This window comes from Cesiribacter sp. SM1 (assembly GCF_020178975.1).
In the GTDB taxonomy this organism is placed as follows: Bacteria; Bacteroidota; Bacteroidia; order Cytophagales; family Cyclobacteriaceae; genus Cesiribacter.
In genome coordinates this window covers 337,001-362,005 of the sequence record NZ_JAHXBU010000090.1, presented here as the reverse complement: position 1 = coordinate 362,005, position 25,005 = coordinate 337,001, and the positions used below count along the sequence as shown (strand labels likewise).

Genomic DNA, 25,005 nt, shown 5'->3' with positions numbered 1-25,005 from the left:
CGTACTCACTTATATACTCGCAAGTGCCGCAAGTGTTTCTATTTACCAAATATTTACGCGCTCACTTTCGGGCCTCCACATCGGGTCTCCCTGCTCTATATCGAAGGCATCATAAAACGCTTGCATATTTACCAGGGGGCCGTTTGCCCTGTACATGGCCGGAGAGTGCGGATCGGTAAGCACCTGTGTGCGCAAAAACTCCGGACGGTATTTGGTACGCCAGATGGTAGCCCATGAAATAAAGAAACGCTGTTCAGGAGTAAAGCCATCAATAAGGCCGGGGTTTCCGTTTTCCTGCAGGTGACGCTGCAGGCCATCGTAGGCAACATTGATACCACCAAGATCGCCAATGTTTTCGCCCAGCGTAAACTGGCCATTTACGAACACACTGTCCATGGGCTGGTAGGCATTGTACTGGTTCACTAACTTTTCGGTGCGGCTGTTAAACTGGCTAAAATCTTCTTTGCTCCACCAGTTCATCAGGTTACCTGCTGCATCAAAGCGGCTGCCTTGGTCATCAAAACCGTGTGAGATCTCGTGGCCAATCACCGCACCTATACCGCCATAATTCACGGCTGCATCGGCCCTGTAGTCGTAGAAAGGCGGCTGCAGAATACCTGCCGGGAATACAATCTCATTAAACAGCGGGTTGTAGTACGCATTTACAGTTTGTGGTGTCATGCCCCACTCGGTGCGGTCTACTGGTTTGCCAAGCTTGTCCAGCTCACGCTGAAAATTGAACTCATTGCCGGCAACCACATTCGCCAGGTAAGAAGCATCATCACCAGCATTTACTTCCAGGGCGGAGTAATCGCGCCATTCATCAGGATAACCGATCTTTACAGTAAAGGTGCTTAGTTTCTGCAATGCTTTTTGCTTGGTGGAATCAGACATCCACTCCAGGTTACGGATGCGGTCGCCAAAGGCTCCCTTGATATTTTCTACCATCTCCAGGGCCTGCTGCTTAGCCTGTGGCGGAAAAGCCTCATCAACATAAAGTTTGCCAATGGCCTCACCAATCATACCGTCGGCTACATTGATTACCCTTTTCCAGCGGGGGCTCATCTCCTGTACATCGCGCAGGTATTTGCTGTAGAAATCAAAATTAGCCTGCACAAACTGGTTGCTTAGGAAAGGGGCAGCGCCATCGATAAGCCGCCAGCTTAGATATGTTTTCAGATCATCGAGTGAACGCTGCTTTACAATCTTCTCAAAAGTTTCCATGTACTTGGGCTGCATCACAATAAGGGTATCCAGGCTGGGTGCGCCCAGATCTGTGAGGTACTTCTGCCAGTTTACAGAAGGCACCATCTTATTCAGCTCTGCAATAGACTTTTTGTGATACAGGTTATAAGGATTGCGCTGCTCTTCTTTGGTAAGCATGTTCTGCGCCATCTGTGTTTCTATGGCCAGCACTGTTTGTGCTTTCTTCTGTGCATTGGGCTCGCCAATCATTTCAAACATGCGGGCAATGTGCTTCTCATATTCCTGCCGAATTTCCTTAGACTTGCTGTCGTCTTTCACATAGTAGTCACGGTCTGGCAGGCCCAGACCTCCTGCGCCCAGGTAAGCGGCCATTACCTTGCTGTTTTTCAGGTCCGGGAATACACCAAAACCATAAAAGGAATCTCCACCCCTGCGGTCTTCATATGCCAGATAATCCTGCAGTGCTTTTTTTGTATTAAGCGCCTTTACGCTCTCCAGCATGGGCTGCAGCGGCTGCACACCCTGCTGTTCGGCACGGGCAGAGTCCATTCCCACGCGGTAAAACTCTGCTGCCTTGCGCTCGGCGCTTCCATCTACATACTTGGGGTTGGCAGAAGCCTGCTGCAGTACCCTTAGTACCATCTCGTTGTTGCGCTCACGCAATTCCTGAAAGCTTCCCCAGCGGCCCTGGTCGCCGGGTATCTCGGTCTGGTCAATCCAGTTGCCGTTCACATAACGGAAAAAATCCTCACCCGGACCAACGGTAGTATCCATATAAGATACATTGATGCCCACCCCTTCCGGAAGGGTCGTTTCACTGGGCATTGGCTCCGGCACTGCAGCGGCAGTTGGCTCAGTGGTGGTTGTAGTGTTGGTGGCACAGCCTCCTACTACCAGTACCGATGCAGTAAATAGTAATCCTCTAAAAAACAGACTCATATAAACAAAAATTGGTTGTATTGGTACGATATTCCAGATGTTAAACCCTATTTAAGGGCAAACATTGTTATTTTTTAAAATTAAAACAGACATTAGTACAAATAATGCAAACATCGGCCGGAAAAGCAACCTTTAGCCAGGCACTACTGTTTTGATTTCAAACCTGTATTTTTATGGCCATAGCAAGTTTACACCTGATTGCCGCCCTACAGCGAACGGCAGAAAAGTTAGCCAAAGGAGCACCCTACCAATGGGGCCATATGGGAAGCTGTAATTGCGGGCACCTGGCGCAGGAACTTACCCATTTTACAAAAGCAGAGATACACAGGCGTGCACTGCTTAGCCGCAGTGGCGACTGGAATGAGCAGCTCATTGACTACTGCCCTACCAGCGGTTTACCAATGGATGATGTAATAAGCGAACTGCTGACTGCCGGCCTGGATATAGAAGAACTTAAACACCTTGAGCGCCTGAGTGATGCCCGTGTGCTTCAGCGCCTGCCGGTAGAAGAACGCCACCTGCGGCATAATTACCGCAACGATGTGGTGAAGTACCTGCAAACCTGGGCCGGCCTGTTGCAGGAACAGTGGCTGGCAAAAACCCCTGCTCCAAAACTTGCTGCCAGAGAAATCAGGCATACAGAAGCAGTTTGATATCAGTCTATGCACAACAACTTGTTTTTTATAATCAGGAGAAGAAAAGCAGAGAAGGTGATTAGCGGAACTTCCGCAGCATATTTACGGGTTAACTGGCTGATAATCTTTGCACAAAGTATAAGCAAAAGCTCTGCCTGGAGATTTTATTAAAATTTCAGCTGAAAAGATATTGTACACCACAACATGTTGTGGTATATTTGCACTGGCGAATCGGCACGGCCAGCTCCCGTCGAACCCCCCCAGGACCGGAAGGTAGCAAGGGTAGACGGTCGTAGCGGCGCGATGTTCGGTTCGCCTTTTTTATTTTTAGGGGTTTCATCCCAAGTTTTTTTTTAGCTTTGTATCAAAACATCCTAAACTCATGAAATTTTTTATTGACACTGCTAACCTGAACGAAATCCGCGAAGCCTATGACCTGGGCGTGCTGGATGGTGTAACCACCAACCCTTCTCTGATGGCTAAAGAAGGCATCCGCGGAGAAGAGAACGTGCGGAATCATTACAAAGCTATCTGCGATATTGTTGATAATAATGTAAGTGCAGAAGTAATTGCCATTACCTTTGATGAGATCATGCGCGAAGGCCGTGAGCTTGCTAAGATAGATGATAAAATTGTAGTTAAAGTGCCGATGATCCGCGATGGTGTTAAAGCCATCAAAGCATTTTCTGCTGAAGGCATCCGCACCAACTGTACCCTGGTGTTTTCTGCCGGACAGGCAATACTGGCAGCCAAAGCAGGTGCTTCTTATGTATCACCTTTCGTTGGCCGTCTCGATGATATTTCCACCAACGGTCTTGACCTTATTGAGCAGATCGTTAACATCTATCAGAATTACGGCTACGCCACTGAGGTACTTGCTGCATCTGTACGCCATGCCATGCACCTGATTCAGTGTGCAGAAATTGGTGCCGACGTAGCTACCTGCCCGCTAAATGTTATAACTGGCCTGCTGAACCACCCGCTTACTACCAGCGGCCTGGAGAAATTCCTGGCCGACCACAAAAAAGTGAACGGATAATTGATAGTATAAGGAATGCTGAATATGGCACAATGACAAAAGCATTTCGGCCAGGGCTGAAAGATCTGTTTGCTTGTTGAAAATTGTTCTGTATACCTTATACTATATACCATATATAAAATACATAACAGGCTGCCTTTTTTTTGCAAGGGCAGCCTTTTTATATTTGTGCATGTACATTATTAAAGTAAAGGGTAAAGCCAAAATACCAGACTACATTCAGCTACGCGACGATAAGTTTGTGCTGATTGCTTATTTCCGTGCCGACCGCCCGCTGGATAAGCTGGAAAAATATGGACTTGCCGGAAAAGAAGAAGAGTTAAAGGCGCTGATCAGCCAGCTGCCCTTTGGCAAACTGCAAAAGTTAGAACTTTAAACACTCCCCTGCTCCTTATGACTTTCGCCACAGACGCTGTAGTACGTGTAAAAAATGCTTCTATATACCAGGGAGAACATCTTGTGTTGCGCGATGTATCTTTCAGCATTAACAAGGGTGAGTTTGTGTACCTGATTGGCCGTACCGGCAGTGGTAAAACCTCCTTACTGAAAACCCTTTATGCGGACCTGCCCCTACCGCTGGGCGAAGCCCAGGTGGCAGGCTTTGAAGTGCATAAGATCAGGAACAAGGATATTCCCTATCTCCGCCGCAGGCTGGGCATTATCTTCCAGGATTTCCAGCTGTTCTTTGACCGTACCGTTGCCGAAAACCTGTTTTTTGTAATGCGGGCCACCGGCTGGAGCGAAAAAGGAAAGATGAAACGACGCCTCTCTGAGGTGCTGATGCAGGTGGGCCTCGATTCTGCCGCCAATAAAATGCCCCACCAGCTAAGTGGCGGCGAGCAGCAGCGTATTGTAATTGCCCGGGCGCTCATAAACGAACCGCTGATACTGGTAGCCGACGAACCCACCGGTAACCTCGACCCTGATGTATCAGAAGGTATTTTTCAGCTTTTCCAGGAAATCAATAACAGCGGAACAGCCGTACTCATGGCCACGCACAACCACCGGCTGCTTAGCGACCACCCCGGGCGTGTATTGAAATGTGAGAAGGGCCGCCTGCTGGATTCTGTGCACGATGTGTTCAGCTTCCGGAACGAATTTTAATCACCTGCTTTCGGGGCACCTGCACGGGGCTCCCCCAATCCTTTCTCTTTTGCCAGCACCAGCATGAGCTGCCAGGCAGCTTCTTTCTGGTTTGGTATTTTACCCTCCAGAATGGCCTCTTTTATGGCATCTTTGATCTCCCCTACCTCACGCGATGGTTTCAGGCCAAAGGTTTCCATGATCTCCTCGCCGGTAACAGGTGGCTGGAAGTTGCGTACCTGGTCTTTTTCCTCTACCTCCAGCAGCTTGCGCTCCACCTTGTCGAAATTGCGGAGGTAGCGTTTTACCTTGATGTCGTCTTTTGAAGTGATATCGGCACGGCAGAGCTTCATGAGGGGCTCCAGGTCTTCGCCGGCATCGTAAAGCAGGCGGCGTATGGCCGAATCTGTCACCACATCTTTTACCAGCGCAATGGGGCGCAGGTGCAGGCGTACCAGCTTCTGCACAAACTTCATCTTGTGGTCCATGGGCAGCTTCATGCGCCTGAATATGTTGGGTGTCATGCGGGCACCTTTGTCCTCATGGCCATGAAAGGTCCAGCCTACCCGCGGGTCGAAGCGCTTGGTGGGAGGCTTGGCAATATCGTGCAAGATGGCCGCCCAGCGCAGCCATAGGTCGTCCGACATTTCTGCTACATTATCGAGCACCTGCAGGGTGTGGTAGAAATTATCCTTATGCGACTGTCCGTTACGGCTCTCCACCCCCTGCAACGCCACCATCTCAGGAAAGAACTGATGCAGCAGCTTTGCATGGAACAGGAGCTTAAAGCCATAAGAGGGCTTTGGAGAAAGGATGATCTTGTTCAGCTCATCTGCTATACGTTCGGCAGAAATGATCTGGAGCCTGTCGGCCTGCTGAATAATGGCATCGAAAGTATCAGGAGCAATATCGAAATTTAGCTGCGAGGCAAAGCGTACGGCACGCATCATGCGCAGCGGATCATCTGAAAATGTGATCTGCGGATCGAGCGGTGTGCGGATAATCTTGCGCCTGAGGTCTTTAACACCATCGAAGGGGTCAATCAGCTCCCCCCAGCTCTCTTTATTAAGGCTTATGGCCAGGGCATTGATGGTAAAGTCGCGGCGGTTCTGATCATCTTCCAGGGTGCCATCTTCCACCACTGGTTTGCGGCTGTTGCGGTTATAGGATTCGCGGCGGGCGCCTACAAACTCAACCTCCCATTCGCCTAAGCGAAGCATGGCCGTACCGAAATTTTTGAATACGTTAACGGCTACACCAGCCTCTTTTGCTACTTTTTCGGCAAGGGCTATGCCACTGCCCACACATACAATGTCGATATCTTTAGACGGGCGCTTCAGGAGGTAATCACGCACAAAACCACCTATCACAAAAGCAGGTAATTGCAGTTGCTGTGCAGCCTTGCTTACGCGTTCAAATACTTCGTGTTCCTCCAGCAGTTCTCTACAATTCATCAGTAAAAATCAGTATTTCAAAAATTTCACATCACCCTCTGCACTCAGTCTCATAATCCGTTCGGGGGCGAGCCGGCATTCAGCATCCAGCGGCAAAGGTAACACATCCGGCAACGCCTGCCAACCACCAGCAGTAGCAGATACCTGGATACTAAGCAAACCGTGCCCAATCTTTTGCAACAGGGGCTCAAGGGTTTTGCAGCGATTCAGCATTACTCCTACATTTCCCTGCTCATCTTTCACTTCTTTTGGCACCAGCACCTTTGCATTGTTGTACCAGATCAGCAGGGCCTTTTCGCTGCCCTCGGCAATATCCCAGGCAAGGTCAGAAAAATTCATTACGTATTCGTACAAATCATTCATTCTGCCAATCAGGATAAAGGCTAAATATTCAGGCTCATTTTCCTCTTTTAGCATTTTCTCCAGCTTTTCAAGCGCCTGTGGCTGCCGGGTGCTGCAGAGAAGCCAGCTACTGCTTTTACCCTCTGCCAATAAAAATCCGCCCGCCTTTAAATGGTTAGCCAGGGTATCTAAATTTTTCATAAAAAAAGCCTCAACATTTGTTGAGGCCCAAGTTCGTTAAAAGGTAGGACAAGGTATAAACTTTTCCTTCCGTTTTACTTTTCGTGATTCGCGGGTAATAAAGTTATAAACGATGGTTACCTCGTGGGCTCCGCCCGAAACCGGACCCAGGGATGAAATGGTAAAATCGTAGCTATAGCCTACATCAAACTGCGGCATGCGGATACCAAAAAGAAAAGCCACTGCATCCTGCCGGTTGTATTCGTAATCGTTTTTTACAAGGGGCACACCCCTGTACCAGATACCGGCCATGATGGGATTGTAGTGAAAGTGCAGGCCTAAATCGAGTTGCTGAAAGTTTCCCTGCTTTTTATAGATAAAAGAGGGCGCTATACTTGATACCCGGGTTCTGGTGAGCAGGCCGTTGTACAGTTTAATACGCACACCACCATGGGCCGTATACTTTGCAGGCAGGCGGTCGTCGCGCTCCAGCAGCGACTGGTTTGGCTCGTTAATGTGGTAAGCCGAGGCGCCAAACCAGGCCAGCTTGTTGTACACCAGCAGGCCGGTACCAAAATCCATATAGCCAAACCCCCTGACCTTCATCACATCCTGATCGTTGGTAGTAGGAATGGTAAGGTCGTTGAACCCGATCTGGTCGCCAAGGGTAAGCTTGCTCCAGTCGAGGCCTGTGTTAACATAGCCAAACTGCAGACCGGGAGAAATAACCCAGCCCTTTTTTAGCTGCACTTTATAGGAGTAGAAGCCGGAAGCCCCGGTGCGTACATAGCCCCCGGTACCGGCCCTGTCCTGCAGTACCATCAGGCCAAAGCCACTGTTTAGCTTACGCATGTTGTAATCGTAAGAGAACGCCATGGTTGTATAAGCTTTAGGCAAAGCAGGCCACTGGTTGCGGTACACAACATTTGCACGGTGCATATCTGCCGTACCGGTAAAGCCTGGGTTCAGGTAAAGCGGAGCAGCATAAAATTGGGAGAATTGCGGATCCTGCGCCAGCAGTTCTCCACAAACCCCTATCAGTAGTAACAATATCAGGTATAGCTTTCTCATGCTGAATATCTTCTGCTTATACATTAGCGGATCAAGGTTACGTCGCCTATTTGCTGCAGGGTTTTGCCATCGCTAAACTCTACATAAATCTTGTAGGCGTATACATCTGATTTACAGAGGCGGCCTTTGTAGTAGCCGTTCCAGCCCATTTTACGATCGGTGGTTTCAAATAAGAGCTCACCCCACCTGTTGTAAATGCGCATGTTGTATTTGGTAATACCACCATCCAGTATCGGAAAGAACACGTCGTTGTTTCCTTCTTCAACGTTTCCGCCATTAGGGCCACCCGGATCAGGGGTAAAGGCATTCGGAATTTTGATTTTACCACCAGCCTCTGCTGTTACTGCCTCTGGCATGTGCAGGGTATCGGCACAACCCCATTCATTGGCTGCGATAAGGGTGATGCTGTAAACACCTGGTTCCTGGTAGTAGTGCACCGGGTTTTTATCGGTGTAGGTAGTCCCGTCGCCAAAATCCCAGAGGTAGGTAGTAGCATCTACAGAGAAGTTGGCTACATAAACCGGATCTCCGGGCACGTTCACAACTGCCTCACGTATGCTGAAATCGGCTTTAGGCACACCGTACACTGTAACCATTTTCTTGGTCATGGTGCTGGTTTCACCGGTTTTGTTCCTGGCGGTTAGTGTAACCTCGTACTGACCTGGTGTAAAGTAGGTGTAAGAGGGGCTTTCTGCCGTTGAAAAGCCCTTACCGTCACCAAAATCCCAGTAATAGCTGTTTGGATCGGTAAACTCGCTTTCGTTATTGAACTGCACCGGCAGTGGTGCACAGCCTGCGATAGGCACCGACTCAAAATCTACAACAGGAGCGGTATCGCCAACCTTTATCTCTTTATCATAGGTAGCTGTGCAGCGCCCGTTAGAAATAGTAAGGGTGATGATGTAGGTTCCGTATGCATTGTACGTTTTAGGCGCAGGGTTAACTTCGGTGCTGGTGGTACCGTCGCCAAAATTCCACTGGTAGCTCCAGGCACTTGCATGCGGCGTAGTATTGGTAATAGTTACCACTGCATTAGGCAGGTTTGGCTGATCATCATCTACCATAAATGCAGGCTCCAGCGAAGGATATACGGTAATGGTATGCACCGCTGTGGCAGAACATCCACTTGGGTTGGTACCCACATATACTACCTCCATTTCCTGTACTGCATCGGTGGTGTTGGTAAACTCGTATTCCACTTCGGCAGAATTGCGCACCTCCAGTTTGTCAGTAGTGCCTTTTAGCCGGTACCACCACTCATGCGTGCTCACATTCTGTGATCTGTTTGCAAATACTACTTTATCGGGTGCACAGATCACCTGCTTATCAGGCTGCACATTTACCAGCAGTGTTGGGTTTACCGTAACCGTCTGGCGGAATACCGATTTACAGCCATATGCCGTATTGGTAGCCGTGAGGGTAACTTCATAAAATCTGCTGCGGTCTATTCTGTCGTTGGTGAACACATGCTGAATCTGGGCTTCGGTAGTTGTCACCTCTGCGGCAGTACCATCGCCCCAGTTCCAGCTGTACTCCACCCCTGCCTGGATGTTGGTATTGGTAAAGGTAACCGTGGTAGGTCCGCAGGCAGCCGAACTTACATCCATATTGAAGGCCGCTGCAATACCAGGGTACACTGTAATATCGTGCTGTTGCTGACTGGTACAGCCTTGTGGGCTGGTGGCTACATAAGTTACCTGGAACACCAGCGGGCTGGCTGTTGCATTGGTCAGCAGCGGCACATCAGGAATGCGGTTGGTGCTGGCGAATACCTCTGTACCATTATCTGTTCTAACAATGCGCCAGCTATGGGTATCTGCATTCTGGCTGTTATTCTGGAAGCTAAGCTGCAGCGGACCGCAGCCTTCTGTAACAGACGGTACCACATTTGCCTGCACCTGCGGATATACCACAACCTCCTGGCTGGTAGTGGCCGAACAACCCGTAGCAGTATTGTTCGCCAGCAGGCGTACCATGTAACGACGCTGTACAGAAGTTGAGGTATTCTCAAACCTGTGGCTTATACTGGCTGCCGTAGTTGTTACTTCATCGGCGCTGCCATCGCCCCACTGCCAGGTGTAAGTTACACCGGGCTGTATACTGGTGTTGGTAAAGGTTACATCCAGCGGATTGCAGCCATTCGTTTTATCCATGCTGAAAGCAGCTGCCACAGCAGGGTTAACGGTTATATCAAACTTCTGAAAGCTGGTACACCCCTCCGCACTGCCAGCCCGGTAACGCACTTCGTACACCAGATCAGCATTCGTGGTATTGGTAAGTTGCGGAAGAGCCGGGAAACGTTCTGATGAAGCATGTACTAAAGTTCCATCATTCTTTCTTATCACCTCCCAGCTGTGAGTAGCAGCATTCTGACTGTTATTCTGGAAACTTAGCTGTAGCGGGCTGCAGCCGGCAGTTACCGATGGCGTTACGTTTGCCTGCACCTGCGCATATACTACCACATCTTTGGTGATGCTTGCCTTGCAGCCGGTTACTGTATTTTCTGCCAGCAATCTTACTTTAAACAGACGCTGTGTGGTGGCAGAGGTATTTTCAAAGCTGTGGGTAACACTTGCTTGTGTTGTAGTTACTACATCGGCGCTGCCATCGCCCCACTGCCAGGTGTAGGTTACGCCAGGCTGTAGGTTAGTGTTGCTAAAAGTAACCGCAAAGGGTCCACAGCCAGCATCTTTATCCATGCTAAAATCTGCCAGCACGGTTGGATAAACTGTGATCTGGTGTTTCTGCTCACTGGTACAGGACTCTGCACTGGCTGCTTTATAAATTACCTCATATATTATATTAGTATTTGTTGTGTTGGTGAGCGGGGGTATGCCAGGCACTGCATCTGTGCTTGCAAACACTTCTGCACCTGTATCTTTGCGCACTATTCTCCAGTTGTGCGAAGCTGCATTCAGGCTGTTGTTCCGGACGCTTAGCTGCAGCGGAGCACAACCTTCTGTAACAGATGGCACCACATTAGCAATTACCAGCGGATACACCACAACCTCCTGGCTGAAAGTAGCCACGCAGCCAGACTGTGTATTTTCCGCCAGCACCTTTACAGTGTAGCGGCGTTGTGTGGTGGCAGAGGTATTCTCAAAAGTATGCTGAATGCTTGTAGCCGTAGTGGTTACTCCATCAGCGCTGCCATCGCCCCACTGCCAGGTATACTTTACATCGGGTTGTGGCGACAGATTACTGAAAGTTACCAGCAGTGGTCCGCAACCCTGTACCACATCTGCAGTAATCTGTTGCTTAACCTCCGGGTGCACCGTGATGGTACGTGTTTTCTCATCTGTACAGCCTGCACTGTTGGTGGCTACATATCGCACCTCGTAGGTTACCGTAGTATTACCTGTGTTGGTAAAGCTGTAGCTACTTAGGGGACTGCCCTGTGCTTCGAAGGTAGTGGTGCCTGGCTTACGGATAAACCATCCACTGCCGGAGCCAGTGTTGCCCTGTGAGCGGTTGGTAAAATTAACCTGCAGCGGCGCACATCCGCTCAGACGATCTGCCTCAAAATCTGCCAGCACCCTGGGCGCTACCGATACCTGTACCACCGATTCTGCCGTACAGCCATTAGGAGTTTTGGCTGTTAAGCGAACGGGGTAGTTAAGCGTTATACTATAACTGGTATTAGTATATGTTTTTGTTAAGCTGTTGCTTGTACTGGTAGTACTGGTACCATCGCCCCACTCCCAGGTATAGGTTGTGCCTGCCGGGTTGGAGGATGTATTTTTTACATTGATTGTATAAGGTTCGCAGATATTTGTGCTGCCCAGCACATCAAAACTTGCCTGCGGCTCGGGATGCACCTTAACCACTACACTGGATGCTGCCGTGCAACCCTGTGCAGATTCTGTCTGAAGTGAAATTCTGTATTCTTTTGTGGCAGTAGTTTTATTCTGAAGCTCTATAAAGCTGAAATTATCTGAAGATGCCGGATCGAATACGGCAGGGCCATACACCAGCTGATTTGTAGTTAAATCAGTTACCTGCCAGGTTCGCTTTGTACCTGTGATGTTTGCTTTATTGAAGCTTACAGTAAGTGGCCCGCAACCCTCAGTATTATCAACAGTAAAATCAGCATTGGGTATTGGGTATACTATAACCTGGGTGGGTACAGTCTGGTAGCGCACGCAGCCATCAGGGGCTGTGGCTTTTAACCATACCTGGTAATTACCTTCTTTGATAAACTTATAGGTAAAGCGTGTGGCAGCACTGCCACTTAGGGGCACCAGTTCTTCTTCCGGTGCGCTGCCATGGCGCATCATCACTGTATATACAGTACCTGCTGGCGCAGCGCCTGTCTGGTTTTCAAACTCCACCTCCAGAGGGCTGCAGCCGCTGTCATTACCAGAAACAATCACAACTTTCACATCATCCAGCTCCTGCGGAATAATGGTAGCGGTTTTAGCGAGCGGCAGGCTCTGGCACTCATAATAATTCTCAGTGATCAGCTCCAGATCCACATTATAGGAAGGCGCTGTAACCGTTGGGCGCTTGTATACGAGCTGAAAATGGTCGTCATACGTAATCGTGGAGAGGTTATCCGGATCGGGAAAGATTTTCCAGTGGAAATTACGAATGCCGGAAGGGTTGTTCACCTTTACCTCCAGCACTGTCTCTTCGCAGTTTTGGCTTAGTTGCGTAACGGTATAATCTGCAAGCGATATAGGGCTTATCCTGAATTTTTCTTCAGCAGGCACTGTACACATACTACCCTTTTCTGCCTCCAGATGCACGGTATAGGTGAGTGGAGCAGTAGTAGTGTTAAGTGCAGTGTATAGCAACGTTCCAAAATCAGCAGTCCCTTTTTCCTGAACAACCTGTTTTACCTGACTGGTACCAAGCAAAACAGTCCAGATGTAGCGGTCTGCATCAATATCAATAGTTGCCTGGTTCACCACCAGTTTTAAATCTGCTGGTGTACAATTAGGCTGCAGGGGATCGTAGCCAGGTGCAGTAAAGCCTGCTATTGCACCGGGTTTTACTTCTACCTTTAATATACTGCTGGTAAATGTACAGTTATTAGGAGCATTTGCCTGTGCTTCCAGCCAGATCTCATACTCCTTTATGTTAGCTGTTGCATTGGTAAAACGCAGGGTTTGCGTTGGGTCCGGCATCGGGTAGCGGTTGGAGGTGGTATTATCACGCACCACCAGCGTGTAAGTAACACCATCAGGAAACCTGCTGGTGGCATTGCTGGATAGGTTACTGAAAATAACCGGATCACCGGGGCAGATTGGCTGTGTATAGTCGTAGCTCAAGGCTGCATTCGGAACTGGTTTCACCTGCACCGTTTTCACCAGCATATCTGAGCAACCAGCAGCAGTAGTAACCTTCAGTGCTACCTGGTAAGTACCAGAGGCAGCATAGGTATGTTCAAACTCAGCATCACCATTATGATCTGCATTAAAAGTAGTGCCGTTGTAGTCTAAATCCCATTCCCAGGAGCTAATCACATCACCTTTAACAGAGATGCCTAAGGTAGAGGCGTTGGTAAATTTAACAGGCAGGCCTTCGCACAGATTTGGGAAACTAAAGGCTGCTTTCGGCTTATCTCGTACCACCACCTCGCTTTCTTTGGTGGTGCTACAACCGGTAATACGGTCTGTGGCAGTAAGCCATACCCGGTAAGAACCAGCTTTGGTAAAGTTTACATCATGTGTTGCTGCAGCAGCAAAATTTGCTGCCACATTTTGCTCCGCCGTGCTGACACTATCAGGATCAGTAGCTGTACTGTTTCGCTTAAACAGGTGTAGCTGATACTTATAATCATTGGCACTGAAAAGATCAAAGCCAAACTGCATGGGAATGGGAGTATTATCCCAGCAAATTTCCTGCAGTGCACCGGGCATACCGTTCAGGCTTTGGTCTACCTGCGGGGCCGCATACACATTAATAATCTTATCTATTTCGCCCCAGCAGGCGTTAGAGGCATCTTTGTTCCTGATTCGCATCCTGACCAGCTTCTTACCGGCAGTTGGAAAGCCTTCATCAATACTCCAGGTTTTCCCGTTTACCTTTTTGTCAAGTAGCTCATTCCCAGCCTCGTCGTTGTACACAAACCAGTCATACTGAACATTTTTAACATTTGCATTTGTCTGCGAACCAGCAAAGCTTACCTTATCTCCCGGGCAAAAGCTTTCTGTAACAACATTGTTTTTATTACGAGTCGTAATGGTTCCTTCCGGTCTGTCTATAATTTTAATGATAGCAATGTTGGTTACCGGGGCGTTGTCACCCTCGGCTGCGTTTGCCGGACCACCCAATTTTGTCGGATCATCGTAGGGATTACAGGTGTTCCAGTTGCGCAGTGTAATTTCGAAGACCTCGCCAACCTGGGCTGTTGCCGGCACTCTCACTACATAGCTGGTGTGGTTGGGGGCCAGTTGATAGTCAGGATGAGGTTTAATGTCGCCACGGTATGGATAAGGCTGTGAGGCACCATCTACCTGAACACCGCTAATACGTGTGCCCGGACTTGTATTGGTGCCATAGATAAACTGTGTCCAGCGGGCAGGATAGTTTATATTGTCATTTTCTAGAGGCGGAGTACAGTTCCATAGTGAAATGTCATTAAATTTAAGACTGAACTCTTCGCCCGGACACATATAATAGTATTGAGGGTCCAGTGCAATCTGGCCGCCGTTAAAATTATCGGTATCCCATACAGTAACGTTACCCGAATAAAGTTGAGAGGGACACACTACCCCATTTACCATCGGATTGGCTACTACATCGTAATTACACTGTGTACCGCCTTTAGGGTAAACGTGTGTAATATTTTCGATTGCATACAACCAATTACCATCGGCTTTTTTGCTGACAGTTGGTAAAAATATAGTAGGTGCGCTGCCATCTCCCCAGTCAATCCTGATTTTCATGTCGCTGAGCACATCAGGTCCTGCAGCGGAAGAAAATCTTGCCGCAACGGTTACATCCACAGGAGCACACTTCTTATTGGGCACAATGTCTCCGCCCGCATGGTTAAAAATACTGCAATCCTGGGCTTGTGAGTCCCCCAGGCCTATAAACAGCAGCATAATAAAAGAATGGAGTAGTATGGTAAACTTTTTCAATGCGCTTTCTCCTTTAGTTCTGATGATATAGCCCTATGCGGGCATTAACCAACAGTCTAAAGGTACAGCGGGCCTCAAAGTAAAATCTGCAAAAAAGGGCGCACACCTTACAAGGCTAATGTAATGCTCCAAAAGCAGCATAATTGAACTTTAACGTTAGACCATTAGTATTTGAAAAGTACTATATGTGGAAATAATACACACCCCGTTTCCAACAATACAACCCCACCCCTCGCCTACACCCCGCTACCCACCATCAATACAGATAAGTACAAGACGAACACAGCCTGGAAACAATTTTTTAATCTTCAACTAATAGAATTTTTCACAGACTGATGCCGCCGTTCCGCCCTGCAGCCCGCTCAGATAAAAAAGAAAAGCCCGCTTACTTTATTGCTTTAAAAAGGCTACCTTTGTACCCCGTAAGTCGTGATTTTAAGTACGTGAATGTCATCAGCTAAATATATCTTCGTTACGGGCGGAGTAACTTCATCCCTAGGCAAGGGCATCATATCAGCATCCCTTGGCAAGTTACTGCAAGCCCGCGGCTTTCGGGTTACCATCCAGAAATTCGACCCCTACATCAACATCGATCCGGGCACCCTCAACCCCTACGAGCATGGCGAATGCTACGTAACCGAGGACGGTGCAGAAACCGATCTTGACCTTGGGCACTATGAGCGTTTTCTGGATATCAGCACCTCACAGGCCAATAATATTACCACCGGCCGTATTTACCACAATGTAATCACGGCAGAACGGCAGGGTAAATTCCTGGGAAAAACCGTTCAGGTAGTACCCCATATTACCGACGAGATCAAAAGAAACGTTTACCTGCTGGGCGAAACCGGTGAGTACGATTTCATCATCACCGAAATTGGCGGCTGTGTTGGCGATATAGAGTCCCTGCCGTTTATAGAAGCTGTACGCCAGGTAAAATGGGAGGTTGGCCAGAATAACTTCCTGGTGATACACCTCACACTAGTGCCCTACCTTAAATCTGCCGGCGAGCTAAAAACCAAGCCTACCCAGCACTCTGTAAAGCAGCTGCTTGAGGCGGGTATTCAGCCTGATATACTGGTGTGCCGTGCAGAACACCCGCTGCCCAACGACATCCGCAAAAAGATGGCGCTGTTCTGCAACGTAAACATCAACTCTGTGATTGAGGCCCGCGATGCAGAATCTATCTATGATGTACCGCTGCTCATGCTCAAGGAAAAGCTTGATGAACGGGTGCTAAGCAAACTGCGCATGCCGCACAAGCAGGAGCCTGCCATTGAGCACTGGAAAGAGTTTTTAGGAAAACTGAAAAACCCCACCAGCGAGACCAGAATTGGCCTTATTGGCAAATATGTTGAGCTGCCGGATGCTTATAAATCTATTATTGAATCTTTTACCCATGCCGGCGCTTATAATGAGTGTAAGGTGCATCTTAAGCTGATCCATTCTGAAGAGGTTACAGCAGAAAATGCACAACAGCTGCTGGGTGAGCTGGATGGCATACTGGTGGCACCTGGCTTTGGCGACAGGGGCATAGAAGGAAAGATACAGACGGTGCGCTTTGCGCGCGAGAATGGCATTCCGTTCCTGGGCATATGCCTGGGTATGCAGGTGGCCGTGGTTGAATTTGCACGCAATGTGCTGGGTCTGGAAGGTGCAAACTCTACAGAAATGAATAAGGAAACACCTCACCCTGTTATTGCCATGATGGAAGATCAGAAGAACATACAGGAAATGGGGGGCACCATGCGCCTGGGCACCTATACCTGCGATCTTCGCAAAGGCAGCAAGGCAGCACAGGCATATGGTAAAAACAAGATCAGCGAGCGCCACCGCCACCGCTACGAATTCAATAACAAATACCTAAAAGAGTTTGAAGCTGCCGGCATGCTGGCTTCGGGCATCAACCCCGATACCGGACTGGTAGAAATGGTTGAGCTGAAAGACCACCCCTGGTTTGTTGGCGGCCAGTTTCACCCTGAGCTGAAGAGCAGAGTGCTGAATCCCCATCCACTCTTTATCCGCTTCATTAAAGCGGCGCTGGAGTACAAGCAAAAAAAACAGAAGGACTAAGAACACGCAATAATGGATAAAGATAAAGTAACCGGCCTGGTGCTGATCAGTGTACTCTTTTTAGTGTACATGTTCTTCTTTGCACCAGAGCCTCCACAGGAAACTATTCCCCCCGCGCAGACTACTACCGCTGTACAAGAGGGCGCTCCTCAAAATACGGCAGCAGCCCAGGCCGAGCAACTACCCGATTCTGTTCGCCAGGCACAGCTAAACCAGCGCTGGGGTGAGTTTGCTGCCGGCATGCAGGGCGAAGCTCGGGAAGTAGTGCTTGAGAACGAGGTGGTGCGCGTTGCCCTTAATACACAAGGTGCTACCCCAAGCAGTGTTTTGCTTAAGGAGTACACTACCTATAACCACGAACCACTTTACCTGCTCGAAGAAGGCAATGCTCAGTTTAGCCTGGAGGCAAATACCAACAGAGGTACTTTAAACCTGTACGACCTGTATTATAATGCTGAAACCAGAACTACTGATGCCGGCCAGCAGGTGGTGTTTAGCCTTTCGCTTGCCAATGGTGGCCAGGTGCAGCATATTTATACCCTGCCCGCCGATAGCTACCAGCTGCAGTATGAGTTTAAAACCAGTGGCCTAAGCAACAACCTGGAAAGCCAGGCACTCAGCTACCGCTGGCAGCAACGTTACCGCAACCTGGAGCGCGAGCTGGAAGATAGCCGTCAGCGCAGTACCATTAAGTACTATACTGCCGGCGAAGACTTTGAAGAACTGGACAAAAATGTATCTGACAAGGAAGAGGCCCAGATAGAGGAAGCAGTGAAATGGGTTGGTTTTAACCACAGGTTTTTTACCACAGCCATCATTGCCGATAAAGCCTTTACCGGTGGTTATGTTGCTGCCGAAGTTCCTGCAGGAGACACTACTTTCCTGAAACACTCAGATATACGCATGCAGCTGCCCGATAGTGCTGCACTGGCCGGCGGACAGTTCACCTACTTCTTTGGCCCCAACAACTACTATTTGCTGAACGATGTAGCCGATGGCTTTGGCAGGAATGTAGACCTGGGTTACTTTATTCTGCGCCCCATCAACAAGTGGCTGATCATTCCTGTTTTCCACTTCCTGGAGCAGTTTATCGACAACTACGGCATTATTATTCTGCTGCTGGTAATATTCATTAAAATGCTGCTTTTCCCGCTTACCTATAAATCTTATATAGGTATGGCTAAAATGCGGGTACTGAAGCCGCAAATAGATGAGCTGAAAGAAAAGCATGGCGATGACCCCATGAAAATGCAGCAGGAGCAGATGAAGCTTTACTCACAGCTGGGCATTAACCCGATCAGCGGTTGTATACCTATGCTGCTGCAAATGCCAATTCTGTTCGCCATGTTCTATTTTTTCCCGAACTCAATAGAACTACGCCAGGAAAGCTTCCTGTGGGCAGAAGACCTCTCCACCTACGATAGTGTACTGCAGCTGCCATTCTCCATACCTGCCTATGGCGATCATGTGAGTTTGTTCACGCTGCTGATGACGCTTTCAACGATTCTCTATACCTATCGTAACCAGCAAATGTCGGCAGCAGTACAGGGCCCTATGAAAACCCTTAGCTATCTGATGCCTGTTACCTTTTTGTTCTTCCTGAACTCATTTCCAGCAGCACTTACCTACTATTACTTTGTATCTAACATTGTAACCTTTGGCCAGCAGGACCTGATCAAGCGCTTTGTGAACGATGATAAGGTAATGCAGATCATTGAGCGCAACCGCCTGAAGAATAAAGACAAGAAGAAGGGTGGTTTCCAGGCCCGCCTGGAGCAAGCCTTAAGGGCAAGCCAGGAGGCTCAAAAGAACAAGGAAACCGCCGCTAAGCCTGTAAAAAAGTCTAAGAAATAAAATAAGCTTTGCTGCTAAACGCGCAACAGCCCTATAAACTAAAAGCCCCGGAAGCATACTTCCGGGGCTTTTTTAATGTTGGTATTTTATTCAGACCGGCTTAGCCACAATCCACCATTTCTCCTTTCATACGCTGGCGGTAGAGCTTAAAATTCTCTTCATCGAAGCATACAAAGCGCACCTCTTCTATGTTATAGGCCTCTTCTTCTTCCAGCAGGGAACGTACAATGCCAATGGCAATTTCGGCGGCCTGCGCTTTGGGAAAACCATACACGCCCGTACTGATATTAGGAAAAGCAATGGTTTTAAGCACCCGCTCGTGCGCCAGGAACATACTGTTACGGTAACAGTCTGCCAGATGCTTGGATTCACCTTTGCCACCGCCCTTCCAGACAGGCCCTGCGGTATGAATTACAAATTTTGCAGGCAGCTTGCCGGCAGTGGTAATCACAGCTTCGCCTGTTTTGATTTTTCCGCCTTTGTCTTTTAAAATCTCTTTACAGGCCTCCAGTATACTGGGGCCTCCCGCATCATGAATGGCCCCATCTACACCGCCACCGCCCTGCAGGCTGGTGTTGGCAGCATTTACAATAGCATCAACTTTTTGCTTGGTAATATCTCCCTGTATAAGAACCAGACGCGCCATTAGAGTGTGTTCAGTAGTTTATTAGATAAGCGGTTTCCATACACCCGCCGGTACTCCACCTTCCGTTCAATCGATTCTGTCAGTGGTGCAGCAAAATCATATTCCAGCATGATGTTTATATCTGTAAGTCCGCCGGGGCTGAAAATGTTAGTTTCCATTAGCTTTTTCCCTGCAATATCCAGTCCGCAAAGAAACACTCCATCCTGCACCAGCTTGGGACGAACCTTATCGGCTAACTCCCTTACCTCAGCTGTCATTTTTGCTTTCTTGATTTTGCCACCGGCAGAAACATTGCTGCGTGCATCGCCGGAATCGTTAAAACGATGCATCGCGGCAATTTTGCCCTCAGATTCAAATATCTGGCCGTTGAGCATAAACAGGCGAATATCGCCCTCTGCTGCTTCCGGTAAATACTCCTGCACAATAATATAGCCATCGCGAAGATTGGCCTCTATCATGGAATTCAGGTTAGCTTCATTTTTTTCGTTTACCAGGAACACCCCCTGGCCTCCCGAGCCCTGCAGCGGTTTCATCACAACTCCCTGTTTTTTTTGCTGCTGATAAAAGTCTTTGATTTCTTTAGGATCACGGGTAATTACAGTTCTGGGGCGAACATCTTCGGGGAATTGCTGGAAGTACATTTTATTTACACTATCTGAAAGTGTAAAAGGATCGTTCAGCACAATTACGCCTTCCTGCGTGGCTACCTGGCCAAAAACGGCTCCTGCGGTCTGAGCCCACTGCTGGCCCTGCTGTTTGGATGGATCATTCCTGATGAAAATCACATCAAGTTCCGCGCCAGATACCATAACAGGCTCTGCTTTCTTCTTGATATTCCCTGTGATATCCTGTATATATTCTTCCTGCGTTTTGTAGTTTTTTTTAGGAGCTATGTAGGCATGTGCCCCCATATTCCCGGTAGCCTGGTAAGCCATGGCCCGAACATCGCTAAGGAACACCTCATGGCCTTTGTTATGCATGTGGTGGGCCATTAGAACAGATGTGTTGCGTTCATATTCAGTCGCAACATCATCCAGTACAAAAAGTATCTTCATTTTTTTAAAAAATTGGCTGTTAGTTCAGTAAAGAAAGTACGTCTGTTTTGGTTTGCAATCGCCTTAACCTTTCCATGCTTACCGGATTGCTGAAATACCGGGGCACAATAGGAGCTGGCTTTAATATTTTTCTTTGTATGAGCTCATCAATAATGGGCAGATAGTCCTGACGAATCTTTCCAATCAGGAGTGGCTGTAACTCATTTCCCTGGGCCAGGTGATCGAGCAGGTGCAAAAGCCCCCGCAAATATACAGCATCTTTGGTCATGCCTCCGCCCCTATATACCCGCTCTGTAATTCCATAGGCAGTATAGGCCGTAAAACCTTTATCACGGTGCAACACATGAAATGTTTCCGAAAAATCAGCATTATGAAGCATACAATCTACAGCCACTACCCTGCCAGCCAGGGTACGCAGGCGACTCAGGGTTAAACCTCCCACCAGGTATTCAGCCAGTACGGCTAGTCCCTCCTGCAGATCTTCATAACCGGGAGACCCAACATACATTTGCTGCAGCGGCTGTGCCTTTCCATTGTAGTAAGTAAGCACATGTGTACCTACTTCGTGTTGAATAAGGGCATCTGCTCTTTTGCGGGTTGTGGTAAAACCACTGCCTACCAGCAGCTGCCCCCTGGAAACCATAAGTCCGGTAATATCATTTCTGATGGTTACCGTTGCATCCAAAGGCTTGTACTGTTGCTGCATCCAGGAAATTTCCTGCCGGGCCAGTGCTACAAATTCTTCGGTGCTAATGCGTTCTGTGGCCTGCGGTTCTTCATCCTCGTCTTCCTCTTTTTCTTCTACCTGGTAATCCAGGATCTGGTTGGCCTTTGCCAGCAACTCCTCCTCTACCCCACCAAATACCTGTATGCTGGATAAATGGAAGTCGCGGGTATTCCGTTCTTCAAGCATATTCAGCATCCGGTCCAGTTCTCTGCGCTTATCCCTGAAGATGAACGCAAGTGTAGGATCATCCAGCTCCTCAATAGGCACCTGGTAAAGCCTTCTTTTCAATAACTCGGGGTCTACCGGTATCAGGCGGTACAAAAAGGTGGGTTGCTGGTTAAAGCCGCCACGCCTGAACTCCTCCCAGGCTTCGTTATGGTTTACCACAGAGGTTAACAGCAGAAAATCAAAGGTGTTGCCTATTTTCACCAGCTCCTGGTCTATTTTCCAGGCTACATCACCAACTTTTTGCCGCCCCAGGCTATTATAGTGCGCCACCTCCATGCGTGTTTGCACCCGCACAAAGTCATAGAAAAACTTTCGCAGGGCCACCGACAACTCTTTCCTGAACTGACGGTAGATCATGGGGTAAAGGCGCTTGTTTTCGTTGTTCCAGTAAAAGGGGCTTAACTGCATACCCAGCGCCCGAACGGTTTCCTCCTTGAGCATGTGGCGGGGCAGCAGGGGTGTATTTGTCTCTGGAAAGTGGTCTGTAGTAGTAACCTGCTGCACTATGGAGAGCGGAAACTGGGAGAGTTCCTTCTGTAATGTTCCCAGAAATTGCTCGTTGGTATCATCAGCACTTACCAGTTCAATTCCCTTTTGATCCTGTGCCTGCCAGATTTCAAGCATTAAAAAAGCTCCAAAACGTTTTTGCATGCTTTCTGCCAGATCGCACAGAAAGTCTTTTATCAGTGGGGTGTCTTTATCGCGCAGGTACAGGTAGGCTACCTGAGTTGACAGAAGAGTAGCTTCGGGGGTTTTCTTCTCCTCTTTTGGAAATCGATATATACATATAAAGGGCATTGGCCTGTCCAGGTGTATCAGACTACCACCGGGTAGTTCCTCATGTATGCCCTCGTCGTTCTTTATCTTGTGTACTAATTTCTGTATCTGTTCGCTTGCTTGATCTATCATTTTGTATTGGCTTACTAAACAACAATCTGGCTCTGTCTATCACCTCTGCTTCAGTGCTTTTCAAAGCCTCTCCCAGCCGGTTCAGGTGAGCCTGATCCACTTCATTGGTCCATTCATCCATAAAAGTCTTTTTAAATTCGATAGAGATGGCACATGCTTTTCTACCGAAACGTTCATGAACCCAGTGCATGAAGTGTCCTCCTTCAAATTTTACGTTTTCACGAATGTCAGGTTCCTCTCCTGCAGGATAAGCACTTTTAAAGCAATTGGTGAAGGTGTCTATTACAGGCCTCCAGGTACCCTTGTTTATATTTCCAAGCCCGATATTGATTTCCGGGTTTTGAGCAGGGTCTGCAGGTGTGGATTGCGGACCTCCCCTCCTGTGATTATAGGTGTGTAAATCATAAATAACCACAAAACCATGCCGGTTTATGATATCCAGGAGGTAGCTTTCTACTGCTTTGTAAAACAGGTCGTAGTTCTTTAATGATACTTCAACTTCGTCTTTTGGCAGTGACTCACGCCATACGTGCAGCCCCCAGGCATCTTCGGGTTTCAAATACACAGCCTTATTGCGTGATCTGTTCAGGTCAGTTTCGAAGCGTGAATAATTAGCAACAATATGATCAGGAAAAAGTGATGCCAGCTTACCAGTGTGAGGGTCTTCTTCTCGTAGTCTTTGCTTTGCTGATAACCCTATATATGCGTTTAAAACAGGACGAATATGGTGCCCATCATGAATAGCAGTAACTACTAAAGGACCTTCTCCACCTACAATTTCAAAAAATGGTTTGCTCATAACTAAAGATGGTTCGGTTTATTAGTAAAACTACCATAACACACTTTAGTTAGCTTAGAGATGATAATTGTCGTGCTCGTCGATATTCTTCTGTACTTTCCATTGCCACTCATCAACATTAAGGGCAATTAAACAGGCCTGGGCAGGATTATTCTTATATACACAACCTGCATCAAGGCTTATGTGCAGCGATTCTTTTTTTTCCAGGCTGTCTTCAATAACAGCAAGATCTGTTGGAGAATGGCCGTGCAGGAGCTTTCTGCCTGCGGTTTTGCTAAGGTTTACCCTGTAGTCCCGGATGTTAACCAGCTTATCGCTTAGCTGAAAAGGATCTTCCTGTTCAAAATCAAAGCCCGCATGAACCAGTATCCAGTCATCCAGGGTAAAGTACCAGTCGAGCTGCTCAAAAAAATTAATGTACCGATCAGGTATATCGGCAGGATGGCTGATGTTCAGATTATTCAGAAAAGTGAATCCACCTTTTTCACGGAACGTTGTAAGGCTGGTGGTTCCTTTTAGCACATTTAGCACCTCCTGCTCATGGTTTCCTCTTAGCATGTGCAACTGGTAGCCCCCTTCGCGGAGCTCCATCAGATAATCCAGTACCTGTTTGCTAAAAGGGCCTTTGCTGATGTAGTCGCCCAGCAGATAGAGATGGTCCTGTTTCTTTAAGCCCAGCTGCTGTTCCAGCAGCGCCTTTAATGAATGGTAGCAGCCATGAATATCGGTAACCAGCCAGCGACTCATCCGTCAATGGCTATGCGTGAAACTGAAGGTTTTTCCGGAGCTGTTGGCGTATTGTTTGCTGTGGAGTGTTGTGCTTCCTGGTTACGGGCATGTTCATCGGCCAAAAGCAGCTCCTGGTACCCACTCACACCACCCGATACTACAAATTTCATAACATCGGCACTAGGCAGCGACAGCAGGGTTACCCGTTCTTTTGGTACTATGTAAAAATTGCCCGAAAAGTTATAGGAGTGTGGCAGGTACACGGCAACCAGGCCCGGTTGCCCCACGATGCTCATATCTTCCTGTGTAATAAAACCCATTTTAAAGAGGCTGCTTCCCGGTTCCATTTCTACCAGTACCGGCTGGTTAAACTTCTTTTTATCCCCTACAAAAGCAGAAAGCAGATCTTTTATACTGGAGTAAATAAGGCTAATCAGCGGTACCCCCATGATCAGCTCTTCCAGCAGGTCAAATACAGGCCGGGCAATAAAAGAAGATGCCAGCCAGCCAATGGCCACAATAACGCCACTCACAATGATAAGGCCCAGCCCGGGAAAATTCACTGGTATAAGACTATCTACCCAGGCCAGTGTTACAATGATGATGTATACCGTAAGCGCCAGGGGCACCAGAATAACAAGGCCCCTCAGAAAATAGTAGAGAATACGCTTAGAGGTGAATTTGCTCATAAAAATTTAAATCCTGAATTATGGTTGCTGGCTGTGAAGAGCAGGTCTGTTTACATCTGCAAATTTTAATACGCAAAAAATGTCATTTTTGATGTATGTATTGCAGAATTTAAACAAAAAAAGCCCTGCCGGTAAGGGCAGGACTTTCAAATATGTAATATGTATTACAAGCCCAGGGCTCGTTTACTCCTGCATTGTAACAGCATTATCCTGCTTAGGCACAACCAATTCGGTTTGTTCCTTTACATCTGCACCTGGT

Annotated in this window: 17 protein-coding genes and 1 other RNA gene; 7 read left to right on the top strand and 11 right to left on the bottom strand. The window is 48.1% G+C overall.

The features are described 5' to 3' along the window. Positions 1–42 precede the first annotated feature (42 nt). Positions 43–2,145 (bottom strand): M13 family metallopeptidase, encoded by a 2,103-nt coding sequence (locus KWJ01_RS18000; protein WP_224998324.1) that lies wholly within the window; start codon positions 2,143–2,145, stop codon positions 43–45. Between the two features lie 173 nt (positions 2,146–2,318). On the opposite strand from KWJ01_RS18000, the gene KWJ01_RS17995 reads away from it, so the two are divergent. The 5 genes from KWJ01_RS17995 to KWJ01_RS17975 all read left to right on the top strand — a co-directional run bounded on the left by KWJ01_RS17995 (position 2,319) and on the right by KWJ01_RS17975 (position 4,923). After that, complete coding sequence (locus KWJ01_RS17995) at positions 2,319–2,798, top strand: hypothetical protein (protein ID WP_224998323.1); 480 nt, start codon at positions 2,319–2,321, stop codon at positions 2,796–2,798. Positions 2,799–3,005: 207 nt separating this feature from the next. Then, positions 3,006–3,100: signal recognition particle sRNA small type (gene ffs, locus KWJ01_RS17990), an RNA gene on the top strand. Between the two features lie 62 nt (positions 3,101–3,162). Further along, complete coding sequence (fsa, locus tag KWJ01_RS17985) at positions 3,163–3,819, top strand: fructose-6-phosphate aldolase (protein ID WP_224998322.1); 657 nt, start codon at positions 3,163–3,165, stop codon at positions 3,817–3,819. Between the two features lie 172 nt (positions 3,820–3,991). Next, positions 3,992–4,195: a fructose-6-phosphate aldolase gene (locus KWJ01_RS17980; RefSeq protein ID WP_224998321.1), complete on the top strand. Its 204-nt coding sequence runs from the start codon at positions 3,992–3,994 to the stop codon at positions 4,193–4,195. 17 nt (positions 4,196–4,212) lie between these two features. Beyond that, the gene (locus tag KWJ01_RS17975; RefSeq protein WP_224998319.1) at positions 4,213–4,923 is read left to right on the top strand and encodes a cell division ATP-binding protein FtsE; all 711 of its coding nucleotides are present in this window, start codon (positions 4,213–4,215) and stop codon (positions 4,921–4,923) included. On the opposite strand, the gene KWJ01_RS17970 is transcribed toward KWJ01_RS17975, so the two are convergent. Genes KWJ01_RS17970 through KWJ01_RS17955 form a run of 4 tightly spaced genes read right to left on the bottom strand, consistent with a single transcriptional unit; the run spans position 4,920 to position 15,037 of the window. Next, a complete protein-coding gene (locus tag KWJ01_RS17970; RefSeq protein ID WP_224998317.1) occupies positions 4,920–6,356 on the bottom strand; it encodes a CCA tRNA nucleotidyltransferase in 1,437 nt (478 codons plus the stop codon). The two genes, KWJ01_RS17975 and KWJ01_RS17970, sit on opposite strands and share 4 nt — an antisense overlap. 9 nt (positions 6,357–6,365) lie before the next feature. Beyond that, positions 6,366–6,899, bottom strand: coding sequence for a Sua5/YciO/YrdC/YwlC family protein (locus tag KWJ01_RS17965; RefSeq protein WP_224998316.1), 534 nt, complete (start codon positions 6,897–6,899; stop codon positions 6,366–6,368). A gap of 36 nt (positions 6,900–6,935) precedes the next feature. Then, on the bottom strand, positions 6,936–7,949 hold the full coding sequence (locus KWJ01_RS17960) for a type IX secretion system membrane protein PorP/SprF (protein ID WP_224998315.1): 1,014 nt from the start codon (positions 7,947–7,949) through the stop codon (positions 6,936–6,938). A gap of 23 nt (positions 7,950–7,972) precedes the next feature. Further along, complete coding sequence (locus KWJ01_RS17955; protein ID WP_224998314.1) at positions 7,973–15,037, bottom strand: PKD domain-containing protein; 7,065 nt, start codon at positions 15,035–15,037, stop codon at positions 7,973–7,975. Positions 15,038–15,484: 447 nt separating this feature from the next. On the opposite strand from KWJ01_RS17955, the gene KWJ01_RS17950 reads away from it, so the two are divergent. After that, positions 15,485–17,110: a CTP synthase gene (locus tag KWJ01_RS17950; protein WP_224998313.1), complete on the top strand. Its 1,626-nt coding sequence runs from the start codon at positions 15,485–15,487 to the stop codon at positions 17,108–17,110. Positions 17,111–17,122: 12 nt separating this feature from the next. Continuing rightward, positions 17,123–18,964 (top strand): membrane protein insertase YidC, encoded by a 1,842-nt coding sequence (gene yidC / locus KWJ01_RS17945; RefSeq protein ID WP_224998312.1) that lies wholly within the window; start codon positions 17,123–17,125, stop codon positions 18,962–18,964. A gap of 100 nt (positions 18,965–19,064) precedes the next feature. Here the strand turns inward: yidC and KWJ01_RS17940 are convergent, their stop codons facing one another. Genes KWJ01_RS17940 through KWJ01_RS17915 form a run of 6 tightly spaced genes read right to left on the bottom strand, consistent with a single transcriptional unit; the run spans position 19,065 to position 24,746 of the window. Beyond that, a complete protein-coding gene (locus KWJ01_RS17940) occupies positions 19,065–19,610 on the bottom strand; it encodes an O-acetyl-ADP-ribose deacetylase (RefSeq protein WP_224998311.1) in 546 nt (181 codons plus the stop codon). Then, a complete protein-coding gene (locus KWJ01_RS17935; RefSeq protein WP_224998309.1) occupies positions 19,610–20,665 on the bottom strand; it encodes a glutathione synthase in 1,056 nt (351 codons plus the stop codon). Before KWJ01_RS17935 ends, KWJ01_RS17940 begins: the two co-directional genes overlap by 1 nt. A 19-nt stretch (positions 20,666–20,684) precedes the next feature. Beyond that, complete coding sequence (locus KWJ01_RS17930) at positions 20,685–22,529, bottom strand: flavohemoglobin expression-modulating QEGLA motif protein (protein ID WP_224998307.1); 1,845 nt, start codon at positions 22,527–22,529, stop codon at positions 20,685–20,687. Beyond that, positions 22,459–23,328 (bottom strand): N-formylglutamate amidohydrolase, encoded by an 870-nt coding sequence (locus KWJ01_RS17925; protein WP_224998306.1) that lies wholly within the window; start codon positions 23,326–23,328, stop codon positions 22,459–22,461. The genes KWJ01_RS17930 and KWJ01_RS17925 overlap by 71 nt, the downstream gene beginning before the upstream one ends. Positions 23,329–23,382: 54 nt before the next feature. Then, on the bottom strand, positions 23,383–24,075 hold the full coding sequence (locus KWJ01_RS17920; protein WP_224998305.1) for a metallophosphoesterase: 693 nt from the start codon (positions 24,073–24,075) through the stop codon (positions 23,383–23,385). Further along, a complete protein-coding gene (locus tag KWJ01_RS17915) occupies positions 24,072–24,746 on the bottom strand; it encodes a DUF502 domain-containing protein (RefSeq protein WP_224998304.1) in 675 nt (224 codons plus the stop codon). The genes KWJ01_RS17920 and KWJ01_RS17915 overlap by 4 nt, the downstream gene beginning before the upstream one ends. Between the last annotated feature and the right edge of the window lie 259 nt (positions 24,747–25,005).

Excerpts from the sequence above, each read along its gene's own strand:
- KWJ01_RS18000 (WP_224998324.1), bottom strand. The coding sequence starts at position 2,145 with ATGAGTCTGTTTTTTAGAGGATTACTATTTACTGCATCGGTACTGGTA.
- KWJ01_RS17995 (WP_224998323.1), top strand. The coding sequence starts at position 2,319 with ATGGCCATAGCAAGTTTACACCTGATTGCCGCCCTACAGCGAACGGCA.
- fsa (WP_224998322.1), top strand. The coding sequence starts at position 3,163 with ATGAAATTTTTTATTGACACTGCTAACCTGAACGAAATCCGCGAAGCC.
- KWJ01_RS17980 (WP_224998321.1), top strand. The coding sequence starts at position 3,992 with ATGTACATTATTAAAGTAAAGGGTAAAGCCAAAATACCAGACTACATT.
- KWJ01_RS17975 (WP_224998319.1), top strand. The coding sequence starts at position 4,213 with ATGACTTTCGCCACAGACGCTGTAGTACGTGTAAAAAATGCTTCTATA.
- KWJ01_RS17970 (WP_224998317.1), bottom strand. The coding sequence starts at position 6,356 with ATGAATTGTAGAGAACTGCTGGAGGAACACGAAGTATTTGAACGCGTA.
- KWJ01_RS17965 (WP_224998316.1), bottom strand. The coding sequence starts at position 6,899 with ATGAAAAATTTAGATACCCTGGCTAACCATTTAAAGGCGGGCGGATTT.
- KWJ01_RS17960 (WP_224998315.1), bottom strand. The coding sequence starts at position 7,949 with ATGAGAAAGCTATACCTGATATTGTTACTACTGATAGGGGTTTGTGGA.
- KWJ01_RS17950 (WP_224998313.1), top strand. The coding sequence starts at position 15,485 with ATGTCATCAGCTAAATATATCTTCGTTACGGGCGGAGTAACTTCATCC.
- yidC (WP_224998312.1), top strand. The coding sequence starts at position 17,123 with ATGGATAAAGATAAAGTAACCGGCCTGGTGCTGATCAGTGTACTCTTT.
- KWJ01_RS17940 (WP_224998311.1), bottom strand. The coding sequence starts at position 19,610 with ATGGCGCGTCTGGTTCTTATACAGGGAGATATTACCAAGCAAAAAGTT.
- KWJ01_RS17935 (WP_224998309.1), bottom strand. The coding sequence starts at position 20,665 with ATGAAGATACTTTTTGTACTGGATGATGTTGCGACTGAATATGAACGC.
- KWJ01_RS17930 (WP_224998307.1), bottom strand. The coding sequence starts at position 22,529 with ATGATAGATCAAGCAAGCGAACAGATACAGAAATTAGTACACAAGATA.
- KWJ01_RS17925 (WP_224998306.1), bottom strand. The coding sequence starts at position 23,328 with ATGAGCAAACCATTTTTTGAAATTGTAGGTGGAGAAGGTCCTTTAGTA.
- KWJ01_RS17920 (WP_224998305.1), bottom strand. The coding sequence starts at position 24,075 with ATGAGTCGCTGGCTGGTTACCGATATTCATGGCTGCTACCATTCATTA.
- KWJ01_RS17915 (WP_224998304.1), bottom strand. The coding sequence starts at position 24,746 with ATGAGCAAATTCACCTCTAAGCGTATTCTCTACTATTTTCTGAGGGGC.